Annotated in this window: 13 protein-coding genes and 1 pseudogene; 6 read left to right on the forward strand and 8 right to left on the reverse strand. The window is 57.6% G+C overall.

All coding sequences use genetic code 11. The features are described 5' to 3' along the window. Positions 1-13: 13 nt before the first annotated feature. A complete protein-coding gene (gene selO / locus U9O48_RS09600; protein ID WP_324724183.1) occupies positions 14-1,456 on the forward strand; it encodes a protein adenylyltransferase SelO in 1,443 nt (480 codons plus the stop codon). Here the strand turns inward: selO and U9O48_RS09605 are convergent. The 8 genes from U9O48_RS09605 to U9O48_RS09640 form a co-directional block, all read right to left on the reverse strand. Then, positions 1,453-2,232 (reverse strand): heme ABC transporter ATP-binding protein, encoded by a 780-nt coding sequence (locus tag U9O48_RS09605; RefSeq protein WP_324724184.1) that lies wholly within the window; start codon positions 2,230-2,232, stop codon positions 1,453-1,455. The genes selO and U9O48_RS09605 overlap by 4 nt on opposite strands. After that, positions 2,225-3,217: an iron ABC transporter permease gene (locus U9O48_RS09610; RefSeq protein ID WP_324724185.1), complete on the reverse strand. Its 993-nt coding sequence runs from the start codon at positions 3,215-3,217 to the stop codon at positions 2,225-2,227. Before U9O48_RS09610 ends, U9O48_RS09605 begins: the two co-directional genes overlap by 8 nt. Beyond that, positions 3,217-4,038 carry a hemin ABC transporter substrate-binding protein gene (locus U9O48_RS09615; RefSeq protein WP_324724186.1) on the reverse strand — a complete coding sequence of 274 codons (822 nt, stop codon included), beginning with the start codon at positions 4,036-4,038 and terminating at the stop codon, positions 3,217-3,219. Before U9O48_RS09615 ends, U9O48_RS09610 begins: the two co-directional genes overlap by 1 nt. Further along, entirely contained in the window at positions 4,035-5,063 is a 1,029-nt protein-coding gene (gene chuS / locus U9O48_RS09620; RefSeq protein ID WP_285155002.1) for a hematinate-forming heme oxygenase ChuS, read from the reverse strand. Before chuS ends, U9O48_RS09615 begins: the two co-directional genes overlap by 4 nt. Positions 5,064-5,110: 47 nt before the next feature. Beyond that, entirely contained in the window at positions 5,111-7,096 is a 1,986-nt protein-coding gene (locus U9O48_RS09625; RefSeq protein ID WP_324724188.1) for a TonB-dependent hemoglobin/transferrin/lactoferrin family receptor, read from the reverse strand. Positions 7,097-7,175: 79 nt separating this feature from the next. Further along, a complete protein-coding gene (hemP, locus tag U9O48_RS09630) occupies positions 7,176-7,364 on the reverse strand; it encodes a hemin uptake protein HemP (protein WP_282491979.1) in 189 nt (62 codons plus the stop codon). Between the two features lie 316 nt (positions 7,365-7,680). After that, positions 7,681-8,727 (reverse strand): 3-deoxy-7-phosphoheptulonate synthase AroH, encoded by a 1,047-nt coding sequence (gene aroH, locus U9O48_RS09635; protein WP_324724190.1) that lies wholly within the window; start codon positions 8,725-8,727, stop codon positions 7,681-7,683. A 150-nt stretch (positions 8,728-8,877) separates the two neighbouring features. After that, on the reverse strand, positions 8,878-9,711 hold the full coding sequence (locus tag U9O48_RS09640; protein ID WP_282491976.1) for a pyruvate, water dikinase regulatory protein: 834 nt from the start codon (positions 9,709-9,711) through the stop codon (positions 8,878-8,880). A 335-nt stretch (positions 9,712-10,046) separates the two neighbouring features. Between U9O48_RS09640 and ppsA the strand changes: the two genes are divergently transcribed. The 5 genes and pseudogenes from ppsA to U9O48_RS23340 all read left to right on the forward strand — a co-directional run. Beyond that, entirely contained in the window at positions 10,047-12,425 is a 2,379-nt protein-coding gene (gene ppsA / locus U9O48_RS09645; RefSeq protein ID WP_324724192.1) for a phosphoenolpyruvate synthase, read from the forward strand. Between the two features lie 230 nt (positions 12,426-12,655). Next, positions 12,656-14,056, forward strand: a complete 1,401-nt coding sequence (locus U9O48_RS09650) for an MFS transporter (RefSeq protein ID WP_324724194.1) — start codon at positions 12,656-12,658, stop codon at positions 14,054-14,056. Positions 14,057-14,059: 3 nt separating this feature from the next. Further along, complete coding sequence (locus U9O48_RS09655; protein WP_324724195.1) at positions 14,060-16,432, forward strand: glycoside hydrolase family 3 N-terminal domain-containing protein; 2,373 nt, start codon at positions 14,060-14,062, stop codon at positions 16,430-16,432. A 301-nt stretch (positions 16,433-16,733) separates the two neighbouring features. Further along, the gene (locus U9O48_RS09660) at positions 16,734-18,380 is read left to right on the forward strand and encodes a ShlB/FhaC/HecB family hemolysin secretion/activation protein (RefSeq protein ID WP_416382215.1); all 1,647 of its coding nucleotides are present in this window, start codon (positions 16,734-16,736) and stop codon (positions 18,378-18,380) included. Between the two features lie 12 nt (positions 18,381-18,392). Further along, positions 18,393-19,817, forward strand: a pseudogene (locus U9O48_RS23340) (filamentous hemagglutinin N-terminal domain-containing protein); the annotation flags it as partial. Positions 19,818-20,017 lie beyond the last annotated feature (200 nt).

Consider the following 20,017-nt stretch of genomic DNA (forward strand, 5'->3'; position numbering starts at 1 on the left):
GGCAGGAGGACTTATGACCCTGTCTTTTACTGCTCACTGGCACGATGAACTGCCAGGATTCTACACCGCACTCAATCCCACACCGCTGACCAATGCCCGTCTGATTTGGCATAACGCCAGCCTGGCGAACGACTTAGGTGTTCCGCCTGAGCTATTCCAGCCTGAGTCCGGCGCAGGCGTCTGGGGCGGCGAAACGCTGCTTCCCGGCATGCAGCCCCTGGCGCAGGTCTACAGCGGCCACCAGTTTGGCGTCTGGGCCGGACAGCTCGGCGACGGGCGCGGGATTCTGTTAGGCGAACAACAGCTCGCCAACGGTCAAACCCTCGACTGGCACCTGAAAGGAGCCGGTTTAACGCCGTATTCCCGCATGGGCGACGGACGCGCGGTGCTGCGCTCGACAATCCGTGAAAGTCTGGCTTCGGAAGCGATGCACGCTTTGGGTATCCCGACGACGCGCGCGTTATCCATCGTCACCAGTGATACCCAGATTGCCCGCGAAACCTACGAGCCGGGCGCGATGCTGATGCGTATCGCCCAAAGCCACGTGCGCTTCGGTCATTTCGAGCACTTTTACTATCGCCGCGAGCCGGAAAAAGTCCGCCAGCTGGCCGACTTTGTTATTCGCCATCACTGGCCGCAGTGGGCGGATGACGCGGACAAATACATCCTGTGGTTCCGGGATGTTGTCACCCGCACTGCGTCCCTGATGGCCTGCTGGCAAACCGTCGGTTTCGCCCACGGCGTGATGAATACCGATAACATGTCGATTCTGGGGCTGACCATCGATTACGGTCCTTACGGTTTTCTGGATGACTACCAGCCAGATCTGATCTGCAATCACTCGGATCATCAGGGGCGCTACAGCTTTGAAAACCAGCCGGCGGTCGGGCTGTGGAATTTGCAGCGCCTCGCGCAGTCTCTGTCGCCGTTTATTGATGTTGACGCCCTGAACGATGCGCTGGATCTCTATCAGGAGGTCCTGATGCAGGAATACGGCAGGCTGATGCGCCGCAAGCTGGGGCTGACGACGCAAGAGAAGGGCGATAACGATGTTCTGAATGGGCTGTTTGCGCTGATGGCAAGGGAAGGCAGCGACTATACTCGCACCTTCCGTATGCTTAGCCAGACCGAGCAGCTTAGTTCCGCCTCACCGCTGCGCGATGAGTTCATCGACAGGGCGGCATTTGACAGCTGGTTCGTCACTTACCGCGAGCGTTTGCAGCGTGAAGAAATCACTGATGACGCCCGTCAGGCGCAGATGAAAGCCGTTAACCCGGCGATGGTTCTGCGCAACTGGCTGGCGCAGCGGGCGATTGAACAGGCCGAGCAGGGGGATTACGCAGAACTGCACCGTCTGCACGAGGCGTTGCGCACCCCGTTTGCCGATCGCAACGATGAGTATGTCAGCCGCCCACCGGACTGGGGCAAGCGGCTGGAAGTGAGCTGTTCAAGCTAAGGGGCAAGAAACACCTGCGGGGCGGCATTCGCCGGATGCTGGCCCACCTGCACCTCGGCACCGTACCAGCGGGCCAAATCCTCGGCCCGCAGCACGCTTTCCGGCGATCCCTGCGACACAATTTTTCCTTCGTGCAATAACACAATCCGGTCTGCCCACAGGGCGGCCAGATTGAGATCGTGCAGCACCACGCAGACGTGCAGATTTCCCTGGGCGGTTAAGGATTTCATCAGTCGCAGCAGATGCTGCTGATGGTAGAGATCCAGCGCCGACGTCGGTTCATCAAGAAACAGCCAGCCGCGCGGTGCGCCGTCACACCAGAGCTGCGCCAGCGCGCGGGCAAGCTGCACGCGCTGTTGTTCACCACCCGACAGAGCTGCATATTTCCTTCCCGCCAGCGGCAGACAGCCGGTGAGTTGCATCACCTGCTGGATCACCGCTGCTTCCGGCTGCTGAGTCCAGGGCGCGCGACCCATACCGATCACCGCTTCAATCGGCCAGTCGAATCCCAGCTGAGTTTGCTGGCGCATCACCGCACGATGACGGGACAGCGTCTGCGTGCTCCAGGCGTCCAGCGGTTTTCCACCCAGCATGATGTGCCCGGCGCCGGGTTTGAGAAAGCCGGTCAGCAAGCGTAATAGCGTGGATTTCCCCGCGCCGTTAGGCCCGATCAGCGCCACCAGTTCGCCCTGTTTCAGCGAGAGGGAGACATCGCGGATCACCGTTTTGTCTGCCGTGCCGTAGGTCAGCGCCTGGGCGCTAAATTGTTCAGCCATGCTGTTCTCCGCGACGGAAAATGAGCCACAGGAACCACGGCGCGCCGAGCAGGCTGGTCAGCAGCCCGACCGGCATTTCGGCAGGTGCCACCAGGGTTCGCGCGAGGGTATCGGCAATCAGCAGTAGAAATGCGCCTGCCAGCACAGAGCCGGGGATCACCGCGCGGTGATCCGACCCGAGCCACATGCGCATCAGGTGCGGCACCACCAGACCGATAAAACCGATCACGCCGCTCACGGCGACCGCCGAAGCGACCAGCAGCGCGCTGCAGAGCAGTAAAATCCGCTGAACGACGCGGACATCGACGCCCAGGTAGTGCGCCTCTTCGTCGCCGAGCTGCAGGAGATTCAGCGCGCCCGCCAGACGCCAGATGATCAGTACCGTCGGGATCATCAGCGAGGTGACGGCCAGCAGCGTTGACCACTGGGCCGATCCCAGACTCCCCATACCCCAGAGCGACAGCTGACGCAGCTGGGCATCATTACTCACCCATGACAGTACGCCCACCGCCGCGCCGCACAGGGCGTTGATGGCAATCCCCACCAGCAGCAGGCGCGACAGAGAACTGTCACGCTGCTGGCTCAGCAGGAAGATCACCAGCGTCGCCGCCAGGGCGCCAAGAAATGCCGCCAGCATCGGGGCATACAGCATCAGCAGGGCAGGCAGCGTAATGGGCAAGACCACCCACAGCGCCACGGCGCAGGCCGCCCCGCTGCTGATCCCAAGCAGACCAGGGTCGGCGAGCGGGTTACGAAACAGCCCCTGCATCACACAGCCCGCCAGCGCCAGCGACCCGCCAATCACCAGCGCCAGCAGCACGCGCGGCAGGCGGATGGTGAACCAGATCTGACGCAGCGCTTCGTCGGTGCCGTTCCACAGCAGATTCACCGGCAGACGCAACGCGCCAAAACCGGTCGCCAGCAGCGTCATTAGCGCCAGCGTTAACGCCAGCACCCACAGAGAGAGCGTGATCCGGCGAGGCATCAGGGCAGTTGCTCCGCTTTGTCGCGCAGCTGCTGAATGGCGTGCGGCGTGCGCACGCTGAAACCGAGCAGCGCCATATCGTCAATCTGCAGCACCTGCTTATTCTTGCCCGCAGGAGTTTGCGCCAGACCTGGCAGCTTCCACAGATTCTCTTCCCCGCCCATCGCGCTCACGCCGTCCTGCGAAATCACCACCAGATCGGGCTGGCTGGCAATCACACCTTCCTGCGAAAGCGGCTGGTAGCGGGCAAAGCCCTGCATCGCGTTGTGCAGCCCGGCGGCGCGGATCGCCGCATCCGCGCCGGTCTGCTGTCCGGCCGCCATGGCGGTCATTCCGCCGTGGTTGAGGATGAACAGCACCCGTTTATTGAGCGGCGTCGACGGCAGTGCCGCCAGCGCTTCACGCACGGATTTGCGCAGGGCGTCGCCTTGCTCTGTGCGATGAGTCGCCCCGGCGATAACGCGGATCTTTTCGTCGATGACGCTGAGATCGTTGCTGCCCGGCACAGTCACCACCTTAACCTTGCTCTGCTCGACCTGTTTCAGCGCCAGCGACGGCTGCGCCTGCGCGCTTGCCAGCACCAGCGTCGGGCGCATCGCCAGAATCCCTTCGGCGTTCAGCTGGCGCAGATAGCCGACATCCGGCAGGGCGGTGGCGGGCTTCGGCCACTGGCTGGTGCTGTCGCGCGCGACGAGAGACGATTCCGCGCCCAGAGCATAGACAATCTCCGTCACGTCTCCGCCCAGCGAGACAATTTTCTCCTGGGTCGCGGCAAAGGCCGTCAGCGGCAGCGCGACAATCAGGGCAAGCAGTTTTCTCATGCGGCCAGCCCTTTTGGCGTCAGGGCGTCGATCTGCGCGCGCCACTGAGTCTGCTCCGGCTGGCCTTCGGTGCGCTGGCCGTAAAGCTGCGCAATCTGCGTACCGTCGGCGGCAAACAGCTCAAGGCTGGTGACATGGCCGTCGGCGGTCGGTTTACGCGTCACCCAGGTCTCGGCGATGGTCTCTTCCAGCAGATGGAGGGTGAAAGTCGGGTTGAAAATGTTCAGCCAGCCTTTCATCGGCACCAGCTTTTTCACCGCGCCGGTGAAGATCTGCACGCAGCCGCGGTTGCCGACGAAGACCATGATCTCGTTCCCGTCCTGACGCGCGGTTTCCAGCAGTTGCGCCAGGGCGCTGTTGTCCACTTTGCAGGCCAGGTCGTCACCCACCAGGCGGAACGCCTGTTGGCGGCTCAGATTGTGGCGTTTCAGCAGGCTGAAGAACTGATGCACGTCGGTCATCGCGCGCCATTCGTTATCCACGGTTTTACCGTCAACGTCAGCGGCGTGAACCACCGCGTCGGCGGCTTTAAGATCCAGCGGCGGATTGTCGGCAAAGATAAAGCGGGTCAGCACATCGCCCCAGGCGGACAGATCCGTGTTGTCGGTGGTGTAAACCTTCAGCAGCGCATCGCCCTGATGGTCGAAGAACTGAATGCTCTGGCGCTCGCCGCGCTCGGTGGCTTCGCTGATGTGGAACACGCTGGCCCACTGGTTCAGGAACAGGCGCAAATCCAGCGCGCCCGGGTTCAGCACCAGCCCGGCGTGGCCGTTCAAATGTTGATTGGTGAAGGCACCGACCTGCTCATGCACCGCGTATTCGTTGCGGCAGATGCACTTGGTTTCGCCCACGGCTTCCAGCGCGCTCAGGATCTCACGGATCTCTCCGTGCAGACGCCAGGCGTCATGGCCCACGCGCGCGGAGGTCAGTTCGGCTTCGCTGATCGCCATCATCGCGGCGATGTCACGTGCATATTTGCCAGGGTTTTGTTCTTTTAGCTCAATCCAGCGTGTGTAGTGATTCATTGTCTCTTCCTTCCAGATAAGCGCCCCGGCGAGCCGGGGCAAGGTGATTACCACTGATAACTGACGAAAATCTTGCCGTTGCGGCCATCCTGCGGGATGCCCTGCGGGGACCAGTACTCTTTGTCGAAGGCGTTGCCGAGCACCAGAGTGGTGGTGACGCCCTTGAGCTGCTCCTGACCCTGATAGCTGACGTAGAAGTCATTGACCGCGTAACCCGGCTGCTTGCTGTAGCTGCTGCTGATGTGGGTCGAACGATCGACGAAGGTGCCGATCCAGCCCACGGAGAAGCCGCTTTGCGCCACCGGGACGTTCAGTTTGCTGGTGACGGTGTCCGGGTTGATGCTGGAGATGTACTCCCCGGTGTCCGTGTCTTTTCCGCGGGTGCGGTTGTAGGCCATATCCAGGCTGAACAGGTCAGCGGAGTATTTCGCCATCACGTCCCAGCCCCAAATTTTGGCGTTGGGTACGTTATAGGACATGGTGGTCGCCGCCGCAAAGTCGACGGTGGTGGAGATGTAATCTTTCGCTTTGGTGTCGAAGTAGCTGGCTTTGAACTCCAGTTCGTCGTTGGCGAGCATCAGATCGTCAAAGCGCAGACCGAAGCCATACTCCTGCGTTTCGTTGGTTTCCGGGCGCAGATTCGGGTTTGGCACCCAGTAGTTGGTGTAGAAATTGCCGATGGAGAAGTGTTTGGAATCGTTATACATCTCGCCCATTGTCGGAGCGCGGAACGCCTGCGCGTAGGAGCCGAACAGCATCAGCCAGTCGGCTGGCGTCACGGTCAGTCCCGCGCGGGAGGACCATTTGTCCGCATCCACATCTTCGTACCCGTCGCTGCTGCCGCGGTAGTTGTCATAGCGCGTCCCGCCCAGCAGGGTGACCGGGAGATCGCGCAGGGTGATTTCGTCCTGCAGCCAGCCGGAGCTGAAATCGATTTTCGCGTCCGGGAAACCGGTGGTTGAGCCGCCTGGATTCTGCTCCTGACGATAATATTCCCCGCCGTAGGTCAGCAGGTGAGAGGCGAAGGAGTCGCTGAACAGGCGCGTGCGGTTCTCCACTTTCCCGCCTTTGGTGGTCTGCTTGCGGAACTCGGCGGTGCGGTCGATGTTCTGGGCGTTAATCCGCGCTTCGGACCAGTACAGCTTAGTGCTGGCATTCAGCCAGTCGTTGCCTTCCGGCGCAATGTTGTAAGTGAGCTGGGCATCACGCTGGATGGTGGAGCGATCCGTCATCGGGTTGCTGCTGTCACTCGCCTCAATGGTTTGCGGGTTTTTCGGCTCCTGCGCGGCATTGTTGTAATAGCGCAGGGAACCGCCCAGGGTCTGGGCGCTGTCGATTTTCCAGCTACCTTTCGCCAGCATGTTGTTGATGGATTCGTCGTTCGGCGCGGTGGTGCCGTCGCTCTGACGTAAATCCCCGCGATCGCGGCTGGACCAGGCGACCAGGCCATCAAGCGTATCCGTACGACCAAAGGCGCTGGCCCCCATGCCAATGCTATGATCGCCCGTCGCGCCGGTACCGAAGACGCGGAAGCCGCTGTTTTTCCCGGCATCGAGCAGATCTTTCGCATCCACGGTGTCATAAGAGATCACCCCGCCCAGCGCGCCGCTGCCGTACAGCAGGGCGGACGGGCCGCGCACCACTTCGATACGTTTGATCAGCGCCGGATCGAGGAAGGTGCTGTTCAGGTGGCCGGTGTCGGTGCCCTGGCGAACGCCGTCCACCAGCACCAGCACGCCGCGGCGATCGTAACCGCGCAGATTCACGTCCTGACCGTTGGTGCGTCCGGTACCGTCCAGGCTAATGCCCGGCACGTTGCGCAGCAGATCGGCGGCAGAGCTGGCGGTCTGTTTGTCAGGGGAGGTCGCGTCGATCACGCTCACCATCATCGGGGCTTCAAAGGCGCTACGGGCGTTACCCGTGGCGGTGACGGTCATCTCTTCTGAGGCGGCAAACGCAGCGCCCGGAAGGGCACTGACCACGGCCAGCGCCAGCAACGATGGACGCAAAGACGCGGAATGCAGGTATGGCATAGCAACTCTCCATTTGGAAATCGAAAGCGCTGGCTGCCTGGGGATTACCTGGGTGGCTGGCGAAATTTATGGGTTTTGTTTATTTAGTGAGAATCAGTTTTCCGGCATGGGTCTGGCGCAGCAGATACAGCTGGCCGTCATGCTCTATGATGACCCGCCCCTCATCGCCCAGCAGCGTTTTGCTGTCAATGCGACGTTCAATGGGAGCAGGTTTTGGCTGTGTGCGGTCTTGTTCGAGCGTTGCCGTGCTGTTATTGATGCGTGACATAGTGTTTAAAAATAACAATCAATGTAACAATGATAATCATTATCAACAAAGTGAAATTTTACGGCAAGCGTTTTTGTGAAAAATTTGTGACGGGATCAATTTCCGTGATTTTTCAGAAGGTTTTGTAGGTCGGGTAAGCGAAGCGCCACCCGACATAAGGGGGCAAGATTTTGTAGGTCGGGTAAGCGAAGCGCCACCCGACGCAGGGGGCAGGATTTTGTAGGTCGGGTAAGCGCAGCGCCACCCGACAGTAAGGGGGCAGGGTTTTGTAGGTCGGGTAAGCGAAGCGCCACCCGACACCAGGAAGGCAGAAATGCTAAAACCGGGTTCCCGCCGCCGCCGCCAGTTTCTCCAGCAACAGCTCACTATCTTCCCAGCTCAGACACGGATCGGTAATTGACTGACCATAGGCAATCGGCTGACCGGCCACCACTTTCTGCGTCCCTTCTTTCAGGAAGCTCTCCGCCATAATCCCGGCCACCGCCGTCGACCCGCTGCGGATCTGCTGGCAAATCTCATCGCACACGTCCAGTTGACGGCGATGCTGCTTCTGGCAGTTGCCGTGGCTAAAGTCCACCACCAGATGCTCCGGCAGATCAAACTCATGCAGCGTATCGCACGCCGCCGCGATATCTTCCGCGTGGTAGTTCGGCTTTTTCCCGCCGCGCATAATGATATGCCCGAAAGGGTTACCGCTGGTCTGGTAGATGGTCATCTGGCCGTTTTTATCCGGCGAGAGGAACATATGGCTGGCGCGCGAGGCGCGAATTGCGTCCACCGCAATATGGGTATTCCCGTCGGTGCCATTCTTAAAGCCCACCGGGCAGGAGAGTGCCGAAGCCATCTCGCGGTGGATCTGGCTCTCTGTGGTCCGCGCCCCGATGGCGCCCCAGCTAATCAAATCGGCGATAAACTGCCCGGTCACCATATCGAGAAACTCGGTGGCTGTCGGCACGCCCAGCTCATTCACCTGCAGGAGCAGTTTGCGTGCCAGCTCGATACCGTGGTTCACGCGGTAGCTGCCGTTCAGGTCCGGATCGGAGATCAGTCCTTTCCAGCCCACCACGGTGCGCGGTTTTTCAAAGTAGGTGCGCATCACGATTTCGAGGCGGTCCTGGTGCTTATCGCGCAGCACTTTCAGGCGCTGGGCGTAATCCATCGCCGCGTCCAGGTCGTGAATCGAGCAGGGGCCAATAATTACCAGTAAACGGCGATCTTCACCGTTGAGGATTTTTTCAATGCGTCTACGTGACGCTGTCACGTGTTCCGCCACGCTTGCGGAGACAGGATGGCGCTGCGCCAGTTCGGCGGGGGTCACCAGACTTTCGATACGCGCTGTGCGAAGTTCGTCAGTTTTGTTCATGGGAGTTCTCAGAAATTTTTGCTTCATCGGCAGACTACCGGAAGTGATGGGCATCACCTTAAACCAATCCCTGCTGAATTCAAGTTCGGGGCCCATTGACCCCGAGAGTGAACGCGATGATAACCGAAAATAAACCATCGTACTAGCATATTAGTACATGCGGCGATTCAGTCCCATGATGTCGAGGATTTTGGTGGCTATCTCTTCCACCGAATAGTTGGTGCTGTTCAGCCACGGGATCTGGTTTTTACGGTACAGGGCTTCCACTTCTGAGACTTCCATGCGGCACTGGCGCATCGAGGCGTAGCGGCTGTTTTCGCGACGCTCCTCGCGGATCGCAGCCAGTCGCTCCGGGTTAATCGTCAGGCCGAACAGCTTATGTTGCAGGGGTTTCAGCGCCGCGGGCAGCACGAGGTTATCCATATCATCGGCGATAAACGGGTAGTTCGCCGCGCGGATGCCAAACTGCAAGGCCAGATAGAGGCTGGTCGGCGTTTTGCCGCAGCGCGACACGCCGAGCAAAATCACCTGCGCCTGATCGAGATTGCGCATCGAGATGCCGTCGTCGTGGGCGAGGGTGTAATCGATGGCCGCGATACGCGCGTCGTATTTCACCAGGTTGCCAGGGTTCAGACCGTGGGTGCGGTGGGCGACAGGCGTCGGATCGAGCTTCAGCTCGCTTTGCAGCGGGGCCACCAGCGCCTGGACGATATCCTGACAGAAACCTTCGCTTTGCAGAATAATGGTGCGAATTTCGGGGATCACGATGGAATAGAAGACTAACGGGCGAATCCCGGTTTGCTGAAAAATCGCATCAATCTGCTCTTTCACCGCTTTTGCCCGGCTCTCGTTTTCGACAAACGGCAGGGTGATGCTGTTTATCGCAACCGGGAATTGCGACATCACCGCATGCCCCAGCACCTCGGCGGTGATTGCCGTCCCATCAGAAATATAAAAAACGTGGCGATCTACAGCATTATCCATTTTATCCACCCTGAATATCGTACCTAATTGTCTGAAAGCATAAATTAAAAAAGTAAAATACACAGCAAAGAACTTGTCTGATTTATAAATGAAACGGTGTTTTTGATTTTACTGAAAAGTGGATTTCATTTTTAAATTAGTCACTTTGTTTTAAGGGTTTTTGTATGAATCTATAGGAATCATCGGGTTAGCGCTTGATGGGAAAGTGTCCGAAAAACAGAAAAATAAAAGTGCTTACACGATTCACCGTTTTTTTGCCGGGAATAAATATGCCAGTATAAATACGAAGTCAGGCGTTACTTACTCCGTTTAAATATCACAAAAGGATTGTTTCGATGTCCAACAATGGCTCGTCACCGCTGGTGCTTTGGTATAACCAACTCGGCATGAATGATGTAGACAGAGTTGGAGGCAAAAATGCCTCCCTGGGTGAAATGATTACAAATCTGTCGGGTATGGGTGTTTCCGTACCGAACGGGTTTGCCACAACTGCCGACGCGTTTAACTATTTTTTAGACCAGAGCGGTGTTAACCAGCGCATTTACGACCTGCTGGACCAAACGGATATTGATGATGTGACGGCGCTTGCGAAAGCCGGGGCGCAAATCCGCCAGTGGATCATCGACACACCTTTCCAGCCGGAGCTGGAAAAAGCCATTCACGATGCTTATAACCAACTCTCTGCTGACGACGCGCAGGCCTCGTTCGCTGTGCGCTCCTCTGCCACCGCAGAAGACATGCCGGACGCTTCCTTTGCCGGTCAGCAGGAAACTTTCCTGAACGTTCAGGGTTACGACGCGGTGCTGGTGGCGGTGAAGCATGTGTTTGCTTCCTTGTTCAACGACCGTGCGATCTCCTATCGCGTGCATCAGGGCTATGACCACCGCGGCGTGGCGCTCTCGGCGGGCGTGCAGCGTATGGTCCGCTCCGACATCGGCTCCTCCGGCGTGATGTTCTCCATCGATACCGAATCCGGTTTCGACCAGGTGGTGTTTATCACCTCCGCCTGGGGCCTGGGCGAAATGGTGGTGCAGGGCGCGGTCAACCCTGACGAATTCTACGTCCACAAACCGACACTGGCGGCTAACCGTCCGTCGATTGTGCGTCGCACCATGGGTTCCAAAAAAATCCGCATGATTTACGCCCCGAGCCAGGAGCACGGCAAGCAGGTGAAAATCGAGGACGTGCCGCAGGAGCAGCGCGACCGCTTCTCCCTGACCGACGCGGAAGTGCAGGAGCTGGCGAAACAGGCCGTGCAGATTGAAAAACACTACGCGCGTCCGATGGATATCGAATGGGCGAAAGACGGCCACACCGGCAAACTGTTTATCGTGCAGGCGCGCCCGGAAACCGTGCGTTCCCGTGGCCAGGTGATGGAGCGTTACACGCTGCACGCCCAGGGCAAAATCGTCGCCGAAGGTCGTGCCATCGGTCATCGCATCGGTGCCGGTCCGGTGAAAGTCATTCACGACATCAGCGAGATGAACCGCATTCAGCCTGGCGACGTGCTGGTCACCGACATGACCGACCCGGACTGGGAACCGATCATGAAGAAAGCGGCGGCAATCGTCACCAACCGCGGCGGGCGTACCTGTCACGCGGCAATTATCGCCCGCGAGCTGGGTATTCCGGCTGTGGTCGGCTGCGGTGACGCTACCGAGCGCATGAAAGACGATGAGAAAGTCACCGTCTCATGTGCCGAAGGCGATACCGGCTACGTCTACGCCGATATCCTTGATTTCAGCGTGAAAAGCTCCAGCGTCGATACCATGCCGGACCTGCCGCTGAAGATCATGATGAACGTCGGGAACCCGGATCGCGCCTTTGATTTCGCCTGTCTGCCGAACGAAGGCGTGGGCCTGGCGCGTCTGGAATTCATCATCAACCGTATGATCGGCGTGCACCCGCGCGCGCTGCTGGAGTTTGACGACCAGACGCCTCAGCTGCAGAACGAAATCCGCGATATGATGAAAGGCTACGACTCGCCGAAAGAGTTTTACGTCGGCCGTCTGACGGAAGGGATTGCGACTCTGGGCGCGGCGTTCTACCCGAAACGCGTGATCGTGCGTCTGTCGGACTTCAAGTCCAACGAATACGCCAACCTGGTGGGCGGCGAGCGCTACGAGCCGGAAGAAGAGAACCCGATGCTCGGCTTCCGCGGGGCCGGACGCTACGTGGCGGACAGCTTCCGCGACTGCTTCGCTCTCGAATGTGACGCGGTGAAACGCGTGCGCAACGAGATGGGTCTGACCAACGTCGAAATCATGATCCCGTTCGTGCGTACCGTGGATCAGGCGAAAGCGGTGGTGGAAGAGCTGGCCCGTCAGGGTCTGAAGCGCGGCGAGAACGGGCTGAAGATCATCATGATGTGCGAAATCCCGTCCAACGCCCTGCTGGCAGAGCAGTTCCTGGAACACTTCGACGGCTTCTCTATCGGCTCCAACGATATGACGCAGCTGACGCTGGGTCTGGACCGCGACTCTGGCGTCGTCTCCGAGCTGTTCGATGAACGTAACGAAGCGGTGAAAGCGCTGCTGTCGATGTCCATCCGCGCGGCGAAGAAACAGGGCAAATACGTCGGGATTTGTGGTCAGGGTCCGTCGGACCACGAAGACTTCGCCGCCTGGCTGATGGAAGAGGGGATCGACAGTCTGTCCCTGAACCCGGACACCGTGGTGCAAACCTGGCTGAGCCTGGCAGAACTGAATAAGTAAGATTGACCTCGCCGTCCCTTTTTTCCCCAAAAGGGACGGCAATAAACTATTCCCCCCCAGTATGCTCCCCGTCACACTTAGCGCAATTAACCAAATATCGTAATCAGTCTGTTAATTTCTACAATTGTTAGCGAGCAAAGCGCTGCTAATAATTGAGCCTTACTGCGCATTACCCTACATCTTGCGCACTGGTTGAAATACGTTTTAACCTGATAAAAGGCAATTAAAAAATGACGATCTCCTCTGTATTACGTACGAAAGATAAAATAGGTTACGGACTCGGCGATATGGCAAGCGCCCTGGTCTGGCAAACCGCCACCTTATTTCTGGCCTATTTCTATACGGATGTATTTGGTTTGCCTGCGGCGATCATGGGCACCATGTTTCTGGTGGTGCGCGTGGTGGATGCTTTTGTCGATCCGTGCATTGGCGCGCTGGTGGATCGCACCCAGACGCGGCACGGGCGTTTTCGACCCTGGTTGCTGTGGTTCGCCATTCCTTTTGGCGTGAGCTGCCTGATCACCTTTTACGTGCCGGATGTCGGCCCGACGGCAAAAATTGCCTACGCCTGCGTGACTTACACACTGCTGAGCCTAATCTATTCTGCGATTAACGTCCCTTACTGCGCTATGCCGGGCGCCCTGACGATGGATCCGCGCGAGCGCCACTCCCTGCAGTCCTGGCGCTTTGGTTTGTCGTTCATTGGCGGCCTGATCGTCACGGTCATCGCCCTGCCGCTGGTCTCCCATTTAGGTCAGGGCAACGTGCAGAAAGGCTATTTCTATGCCATGAGTCTGATGGGCCTGTTAGGCATCATCTTATTCTTTATCTGCTTCTTTATGACCCGCGAGCGTTATTCTCCGCGCAATGACACCTCCGGCTCGATGCTCACGGATTTAAAACTGTTGGCCGGTAACAGCCAGTGGCGCATTGTTTTTGTGTTTAATATTTTACTCCTGACGGCGGTCGTGACGCGCGGCTCCGCCACCATGTATTACGTCAATTATGTGTTGTTACGTCCGGATCTCGTTTTTGCCTTTATCGTCTCCGGAATGGTGGCCTCCTTAAGCGGTGCCTTATTATCTGAAAGGTTATTGGGGAAATTTGACCGCGTGCGGGCCTATCAGTGGACGATTATTTCGTTTGTTATTTTTGGTGCGCTGATTTTCTTCCTGCCGCCGACGCAAATCTGGCTGATCTTCGGCCTGAATATCGTCTTTAGCTTTATTCAGAACCTCACCACGCCGCTGCAATGGACGATGTTCTCCGACGTGGTGGACTACGAAGAGCACCGCAGCGGTCGCCGTCTGGACGGGCTGGTGTTTTCCACCGCGCTGTTTGCCATCAAATTCGGCCTCGCCCTCGGCGGCGCGGTGGTCGGCTGGGTGCTGGGGATGATGCACTACATCCCGGGGCAGGAGATGCAAAGCCCGCAGGTGCTTACCACCATTAACGCGCTGTTCACCCTCATTCCGTGCGTGCTGTTTATCGCCATGGTCGTGCTGCTCTCGATTTACAAACTCAACAGCCGCCTGGTGGATTCCATCGCACAAGAGCTCGCCAGCAAGCGCGAAGCTCGTACTGAAGCGGGGCAGACCAGCCCGGCATTTCATTCCGCTACACAGGAGTAAAACATGACTGCCATCTACAAGGATGCGGGATATCCCGTGCAGGATCGTGTCGCCGATTTACTGGCGCGTATGACCCCGGAAGAGAAATTCGCGCAAATGCACGCGTACTGGCTGATTCTGGATGAGAACGGGAACCATCGGGAACGCAGCGACCTCAGTGACGAGTTCGCAGGCGTGAGTGAACAGGCCGCGTTAAGCGAACGACTTAAACTCGGCGTCGGGCAGATCACCCGCCCGTTAGGGACGCATATCGTCGATGCCCACACCGGCGTACGCGCCGCGAACCGTCTGCAGCGAATGATGATCGAGGAGACTCGCCTCGGTATCCCGGCGCTGTTCCATGAGGAGTGCCTGGTGGGCCTGCTGTGCAAAGACGCGACGCTCTTCCCGTCGTCCCTGAACTACGGTTCGACCTGGGACCCGGAGCTGGTGAAACGCGCGGCGCAGCAGATTGGTCATGAGGCGCGTTCGGTGGGCTGTCAGCAGGGGCTGGCCCCGGTGCTGGATGTGTCGCGCGATGTGCGCTGGGGGCGCACCGAAGAGACCTTTGGCGAAGATCCCTGGCTGGTGGGCGTGATGGCGACGGCCTATGTCGAAGGACTGCAGGGCGAAAAACGCGATTTGCTGGCGACCCTTAAACATTACGTCGGCCACTCGTTTAGCGAAGGGGCGCGCAACCATGCCCCGGTGCATCTCGGTTTCTGCGAACTGAATGACACCTTCCTGCTGCCATTTGAGATGGCGGTAAAACTGGCCAACGCCGGATCGGTGATGCCGGCCTATCATGATATCGACAATCAGCCTGGCCACAGTGATAGCTTTTTGCTGACCACCGTTCTGCGCGAACAGTGGGGCTTCGACGGGATTGTGGTGGCCGATTACGGCGGCGTCAGCCTGCTGCATCAGCATCACGGCATTTCCCACGACGCCGCCGAGTCCACCGCGCTGGCCTTCAACGCCGGGCTGGACGTGGAGCTGCCGAAAGATGACTGCGCCCGTCATCTGGCGGAGGCGGTCGAACGCGGACTGATTTCGATGGAGAAGATCGATGAAATCGTCTCCCGCGTGCTCAGCGAAAAATTCCGCTTAGGCTTGTTTGAGCGTCCGTATGTGCCAGAAGAGACTATCGATCTGCAGAATGCGCAAACCCGTCAGGTGGCGCGCGAGGTCGCGACGCGTTCCCTGACGCTGCTGGAAAACAACGGCGTGCTGCCGATATCCTGCAAACCGCGCGTGGCCGTCGTCGGGCCGACCGCTGACGATCCGCTGGCGCTGCTGAGCGGCTACAGCTTCCCGGTGCATCTGATCATCAGCGACATGGTGGAAGAGACCTCGCAGGTGACGACGCCGCTTGCCGCCCTGAAAAATTATCTCGGCGATGCTCAGGTTCGCTACGCCAAAGGCTGCCACATCATTGAGCACCGCATGGCGGGCGCGCCGGTCTTCCCTGGTGACAGCGGCGGCAAACCGATGCAGCAATCACCGGTCTCATTCGATACCAGCCTGATCCCGCAGGCGGTGAGCGCCGCGCAGGAGAGCGATATCGTGGTCGCCTGCGTCGGCGATCTGGCTGGATTATTCCAGAGCGGCACCGTCGGCGAAGGCTCCGACACCGACAGCCTGAACCTGCCCGGCGTGCAACAGCAACTGCTGGAAGCATTAGTGGAAACCGGTAAACCGGTGGTGGTGGTCATGACCGGCGGACGTCCTTATAACCTGCAGGGGTTGGAAGATAAGGTCGCGGCCCTGCTGCTGGCCTGGGCTCCAGGGCAGGAGGGCGGTTGGGCAATCGCCGACGTGCTGACCGGACGCGCGGAACCTGAGGGACGTCTGGTGGTGAGCGTCCCGAAAAGCGCGGGCGCGATGCCGTATTACTACAACCACAAGCTGAAAAGCGGCGGTACGCCGTTCGCCTTCCACTTTGGTTCGCGCTATCCCTTCGGTTTTGGCCTCGGCTGGACGCAATTCTCCTGCGAATCGCTGCGCTTAGCGGAAAACTCTGTCCCGGTGGATGGCGAAGTGACCCTGAGCGTGAAAGTCAAAAACAGCGGCGAGCGCAGCGGCAGCGAAGTGGTGCAGGTGTACGTGCGCGATAAAGTCGCCTCCATGGTGCGCCCGTTGCAGGAGCTTAAAGCCTTCCAGCGCGTCACCCTGTCGCCAAATGAGAGCGCGACGCTCACCTTCCGCCTGCCGGTGGATATGTTCAACTTTACCCGTCGCGACGGCAAAAGAGTGGTCGAGCCGGGCGAGTTTGAACTGCAGGTCGGTTTATCGTCGGCGGATATCCGCGGGGCAGTGACGGTGAACGTGACCGGGGAAACGCGAGTTCTGCCGGGGGAGTGGCGGATGATGAGTGGGTGTGAGGTTAGGTCGTAAGGTCGTGAGAATATGCCCGGCGGTGAAATGCGGCCGGGCATTTTAATTAACGTCGCTACCCATATAAAAATCTCTGAATTCTCCAACCGAACTCCTTAATAAAATAAGTCTGGCTAATCTATAAAATAAACGGAAGTCTCTTCAGAATAAAAATGCTTTGGCTTGAATGTCTTTAATGAATGTGATTTATTCGCCATCGATGTGAACTAATCTTAAATTCTGTATCAAAACGTTAAATTTCGCGGTTGATACACATTCATGGAAGATATGTGTGCTCGTAAATTACAGGCTTATTATAAATATCACGCTGCTTAATCTGGCAAGCGTTGCGCTGTCTTTAAACGCAGCCCCGCTTAACCCTGCCGATCGGGATCTGATAAGACAAAGTCAGGAAGAATTACTCAAACAAAATCAGCAGCAGCGCGACGAGTTACAACGCACTCTTTCCCCCGTCCAGCGCGCTGAGCCTGATGCCGTCAATCTGGCGGGCCCCTGTTTTACGATTCATAAAATATATCTTAATCATGCCACGCTCCTATCTGAAAGAAAGCAGGCTGAATTCACGCAGCGTTATGCTAATCAGTGCATGAACATGGATAAAATCGCGAAATTAGTTCGCGAGATATCCGACTGGTATATTCAGAAAGGCTATATTACTAGTCGCGCTTTTATCACTGAACAAGATTTGTCTGGAGGAGAATTACGCATCTCTGTCTTAGAGGGGCGTCTGGAGAAAATTCTCCTGGAGGGGGCACCCGTACGGCAGTTGCTTATGGCTTTCCCTGGACTAAAAGGCGAAATCCTTAACCTGCGTGATATTGAACAGGGGATGGAGCAGATTAACCGGTTACGCAGCAATCCGGTGCAAATTGAAATTTTACCCAGCGATAAACCCGGTTATTCAATCGTCAACCTGACGGCCACGCCAGAATTTCCGCTGAATGCATCGCTCAGTTTTGACAACAGCGGCCAGAAAAGTACCGGAACCGGGCAAATCAGCGGCTCGCTAACCGGCAATAACCTGCTGGGTATTGCCGATAAATGGTTTGCCAGCGGCGGTCGTAGCAGCGATTTTTCTTCTTCTCACGATGCGCAAAACGTCCAGGCAGGGTTGAGTATTCCCTATGGCTACACACTGCTGGATTACAGCTATAGCTGGAGCAATTACCTCAGCACCATCAACAACAAGGGTTTTAACTGGGCATCTACCGGAGACAGTGTGACCCACCGGCTGAACTTTTCCCACGTGCTGTTTCGCAACGGGGATATAAAAACCGGCGCTTCGCTCGGCTTATCCCATCAAATCAGCAACAACTTCCTGAATGACGCAAAACTCGACAGCAGCAGCCGCAAGCTGACCAGCCTGTTGTTTGGTCTGAATCACACGCAAAAAATCCTCGGTGGGGTGGCGACGTTTAACCCAACGTTCAGTCACGGCGTGTCGTGGCTGGGCGCGGAAAGTGACCAAGGCAAAAACGGCGATCTGCCGAAGGCTGGTTTTAAAAAATGGAGCGCGAACGCCAGCTTCCAGTTTCCGGTGACTGACGATGTGTGGTGGCTGAGTAGCGTATACGGGCAATGGTCGCCAGACAGACTTTACGGCAGTGAAAGATTGACGATCGGGGGAGAAAGCTCGGTGCGAGGCTACAAAGAGCAGTATCTCTCAGGTGATAACGGCGGCTACTGGCGCAACGAGCTCAGCTATAACTTGTTCACTTTACCCTTTATCGGACAGGTCAGCAGCGTGGCGGCGATCGACGGCGGCTGGCTGCAGAAAGATAAAAAGGATCCGTGGGCCTCCGGCACGTTATGGGGCGCTGCTGTTGGGTTTTCCACTGCGCATCGTTATTACTCCAGCCAGTTTACAGCTGGTCTGCCGGTGAAATACCCGGGCTGGCTGGCACCCGATCGCTTCAGCGTTTATTACCGCATCACATTTGCACTTTAAGGGAACACGATTATGGATAATCACACAAAGCTCGTTCCATTTTCCCAGCGTCTGCTGAGTTATCTGATTTGCGCCCTGATTGCCGGGCAGCCTGTTTTCCCTGCTATTGCGGCAAGTGTGCCCGCCAGTAACGCCACGCAAATGGATAAAGCCGGAAATGGTGTTCCTGTCGTGAATATTGCGACACCCAATGGTGCGGGGGTTTCCCATAACACGTTCATTGATTACCACGTCGGGAAAGAGGGCATCATCCTCAATAACGCCACCGGGCAGCTCAATCCGACCCAACTTGGCGGGCTCATCCAGAACAACCCGAACCTGAAAGCAGGGAAAGAAGCGCGCGGAATTATCAACGAAGTCACCGGCGCTAATCGTTCACAACTGCAGGGGTATACGGAAGTCGCAGGCAAAGCCGCGAATGTCATCGTGGCCAACCCGTACGGCATCACCTGTAACGGCTGCGGATTTATCAACACGCCGAATGTCACGCTGACCACCGGCAAACCGTCTTTTGATGTCAACGGCAACCTGCAACAGCTGAGTGTCACCAAAGGCACGATCACGATTGAAGGCCAGGGGCTGGATGCCAGCCAGACGGATGCGCTCTCTGTTATCACGCGTGCCACGGAGATCAACGCCGGAATTCATGCAAAAGATCTGAAAGTGGTGGTGGGTGCTAATCGTGTTGCGGCGAACGGCAGTGCAACACCACTGCAAGGAGAAGGTCAGGCTCCTGTGATTGCGGTTGATACAGGGGCACTTGGCGGAATGTACGCCAACCGTATTCACCTGGTGTCCAGTGAAAAAGGAGTTGGGGTAAACCTCGGAAATCTCAATGCGAAGCAGGGTGATATTACCCTTGATACCCAGGGCAAACTGACGGTCAAAAACAGCCTGGCGGGTGGCAGCCTGATGGCCAAAGGGGAAAGCGTGACGCTGAGCGGCGAGCATAAAGCCAGCGGCGCAGTGTCGGTCACCAGCCAGAACAGCCTCGCCATTCATGACGTTCAGCTGGCCAGTGATGGCGATATCTCACTGTCCGGTAACGGAAAACTGATTGTTACAAACAGCCGCATCACAACGGCGAAAAATCTCAATCTGACCGGAAAAGATCTCTCGGTGGATGCCACCAGCCGTGGCGATGCGGGGCAGGATATCCATGCGGCCATCAGTGGAGCGGCAAATTCTCAAGGTCAGTTCATCGCCGGACGGGACCTGAATGTCAGTATTGGAGATTTACTCAACGGCGGAATCCTTTCGGCGAAAGGCGACGCCAATGTGATGACCAAAGGGTCATTAAAAAACCAGGGCAGCCTGCTCGGTGAGCGCGATGTGGCGATCAAATCCGGGGAGTTGATACAGAACGGTATTATCTCCGGGAAAAAAAGCCTGGCACTGGAGAGCAGTACATTATCGACAGGGTCACACTCGCTGACGACCAGCAGCGGAACGCTGGCGATCAAGGCCGATGACGCAGCGCTGGAGGGTAACATTGATGCCTCAGGCAACCTGAGCATTGAGGCTAATAAGCTTACAACGAAGTCCGGGGCCCAGTTACAGACCCAAGGCCAGCTGGCGATTACAGGCAAGCAAGTCGCGTTGAACGGCACCCAGGCAGCTAAAGGCGCATTGAAGGT

Source organism: Lelliottia sp. JS-SCA-14, from assembly GCF_035593345.1.
In the GTDB taxonomy this organism is placed as follows: Bacteria; Pseudomonadota; Gammaproteobacteria; order Enterobacterales; family Enterobacteriaceae; genus Enterobacter; species Enterobacter wanjuensis.

Excerpts from the sequence above, each read along its gene's own strand:
- selO (WP_324724183.1), top strand. The coding sequence starts at position 14 with ATGACCCTGTCTTTTACTGCTCACTGGCACGATGAACTGCCAGGATTC.
- U9O48_RS09605 (WP_324724184.1), bottom strand. The coding sequence starts at position 2,232 with ATGGCTGAACAATTTAGCGCCCAGGCGCTGACCTACGGCACGGCAGAC.
- U9O48_RS09610 (WP_324724185.1), bottom strand. The coding sequence starts at position 3,217 with ATGCCTCGCCGGATCACGCTCTCTCTGTGGGTGCTGGCGTTAACGCTG.
- U9O48_RS09615 (WP_324724186.1), bottom strand. The coding sequence starts at position 4,038 with ATGAGAAAACTGCTTGCCCTGATTGTCGCGCTGCCGCTGACGGCCTTT.
- chuS (WP_285155002.1), bottom strand. The coding sequence starts at position 5,063 with ATGAATCACTACACACGCTGGATTGAGCTAAAAGAACAAAACCCTGGC.
- U9O48_RS09625 (WP_324724188.1), bottom strand. The coding sequence starts at position 7,096 with ATGCCATACCTGCATTCCGCGTCTTTGCGTCCATCGTTGCTGGCGCTG.
- hemP (WP_282491979.1), bottom strand. The coding sequence starts at position 7,364 with ATGTCACGCATCAATAACAGCACGGCAACGCTCGAACAAGACCGCACA.
- aroH (WP_324724190.1), bottom strand. The coding sequence starts at position 8,727 with ATGAACAAAACTGACGAACTTCGCACAGCGCGTATCGAAAGTCTGGTG.
- U9O48_RS09640 (WP_282491976.1), bottom strand. The coding sequence starts at position 9,711 with ATGGATAATGCTGTAGATCGCCACGTTTTTTATATTTCTGATGGGACG.
- ppsA (WP_324724192.1), top strand. The coding sequence starts at position 10,047 with ATGTCCAACAATGGCTCGTCACCGCTGGTGCTTTGGTATAACCAACTC.
- U9O48_RS09650 (WP_324724194.1), top strand. The coding sequence starts at position 12,656 with ATGACGATCTCCTCTGTATTACGTACGAAAGATAAAATAGGTTACGGA.
- U9O48_RS09655 (WP_324724195.1), top strand. The coding sequence starts at position 14,060 with ATGACTGCCATCTACAAGGATGCGGGATATCCCGTGCAGGATCGTGTC.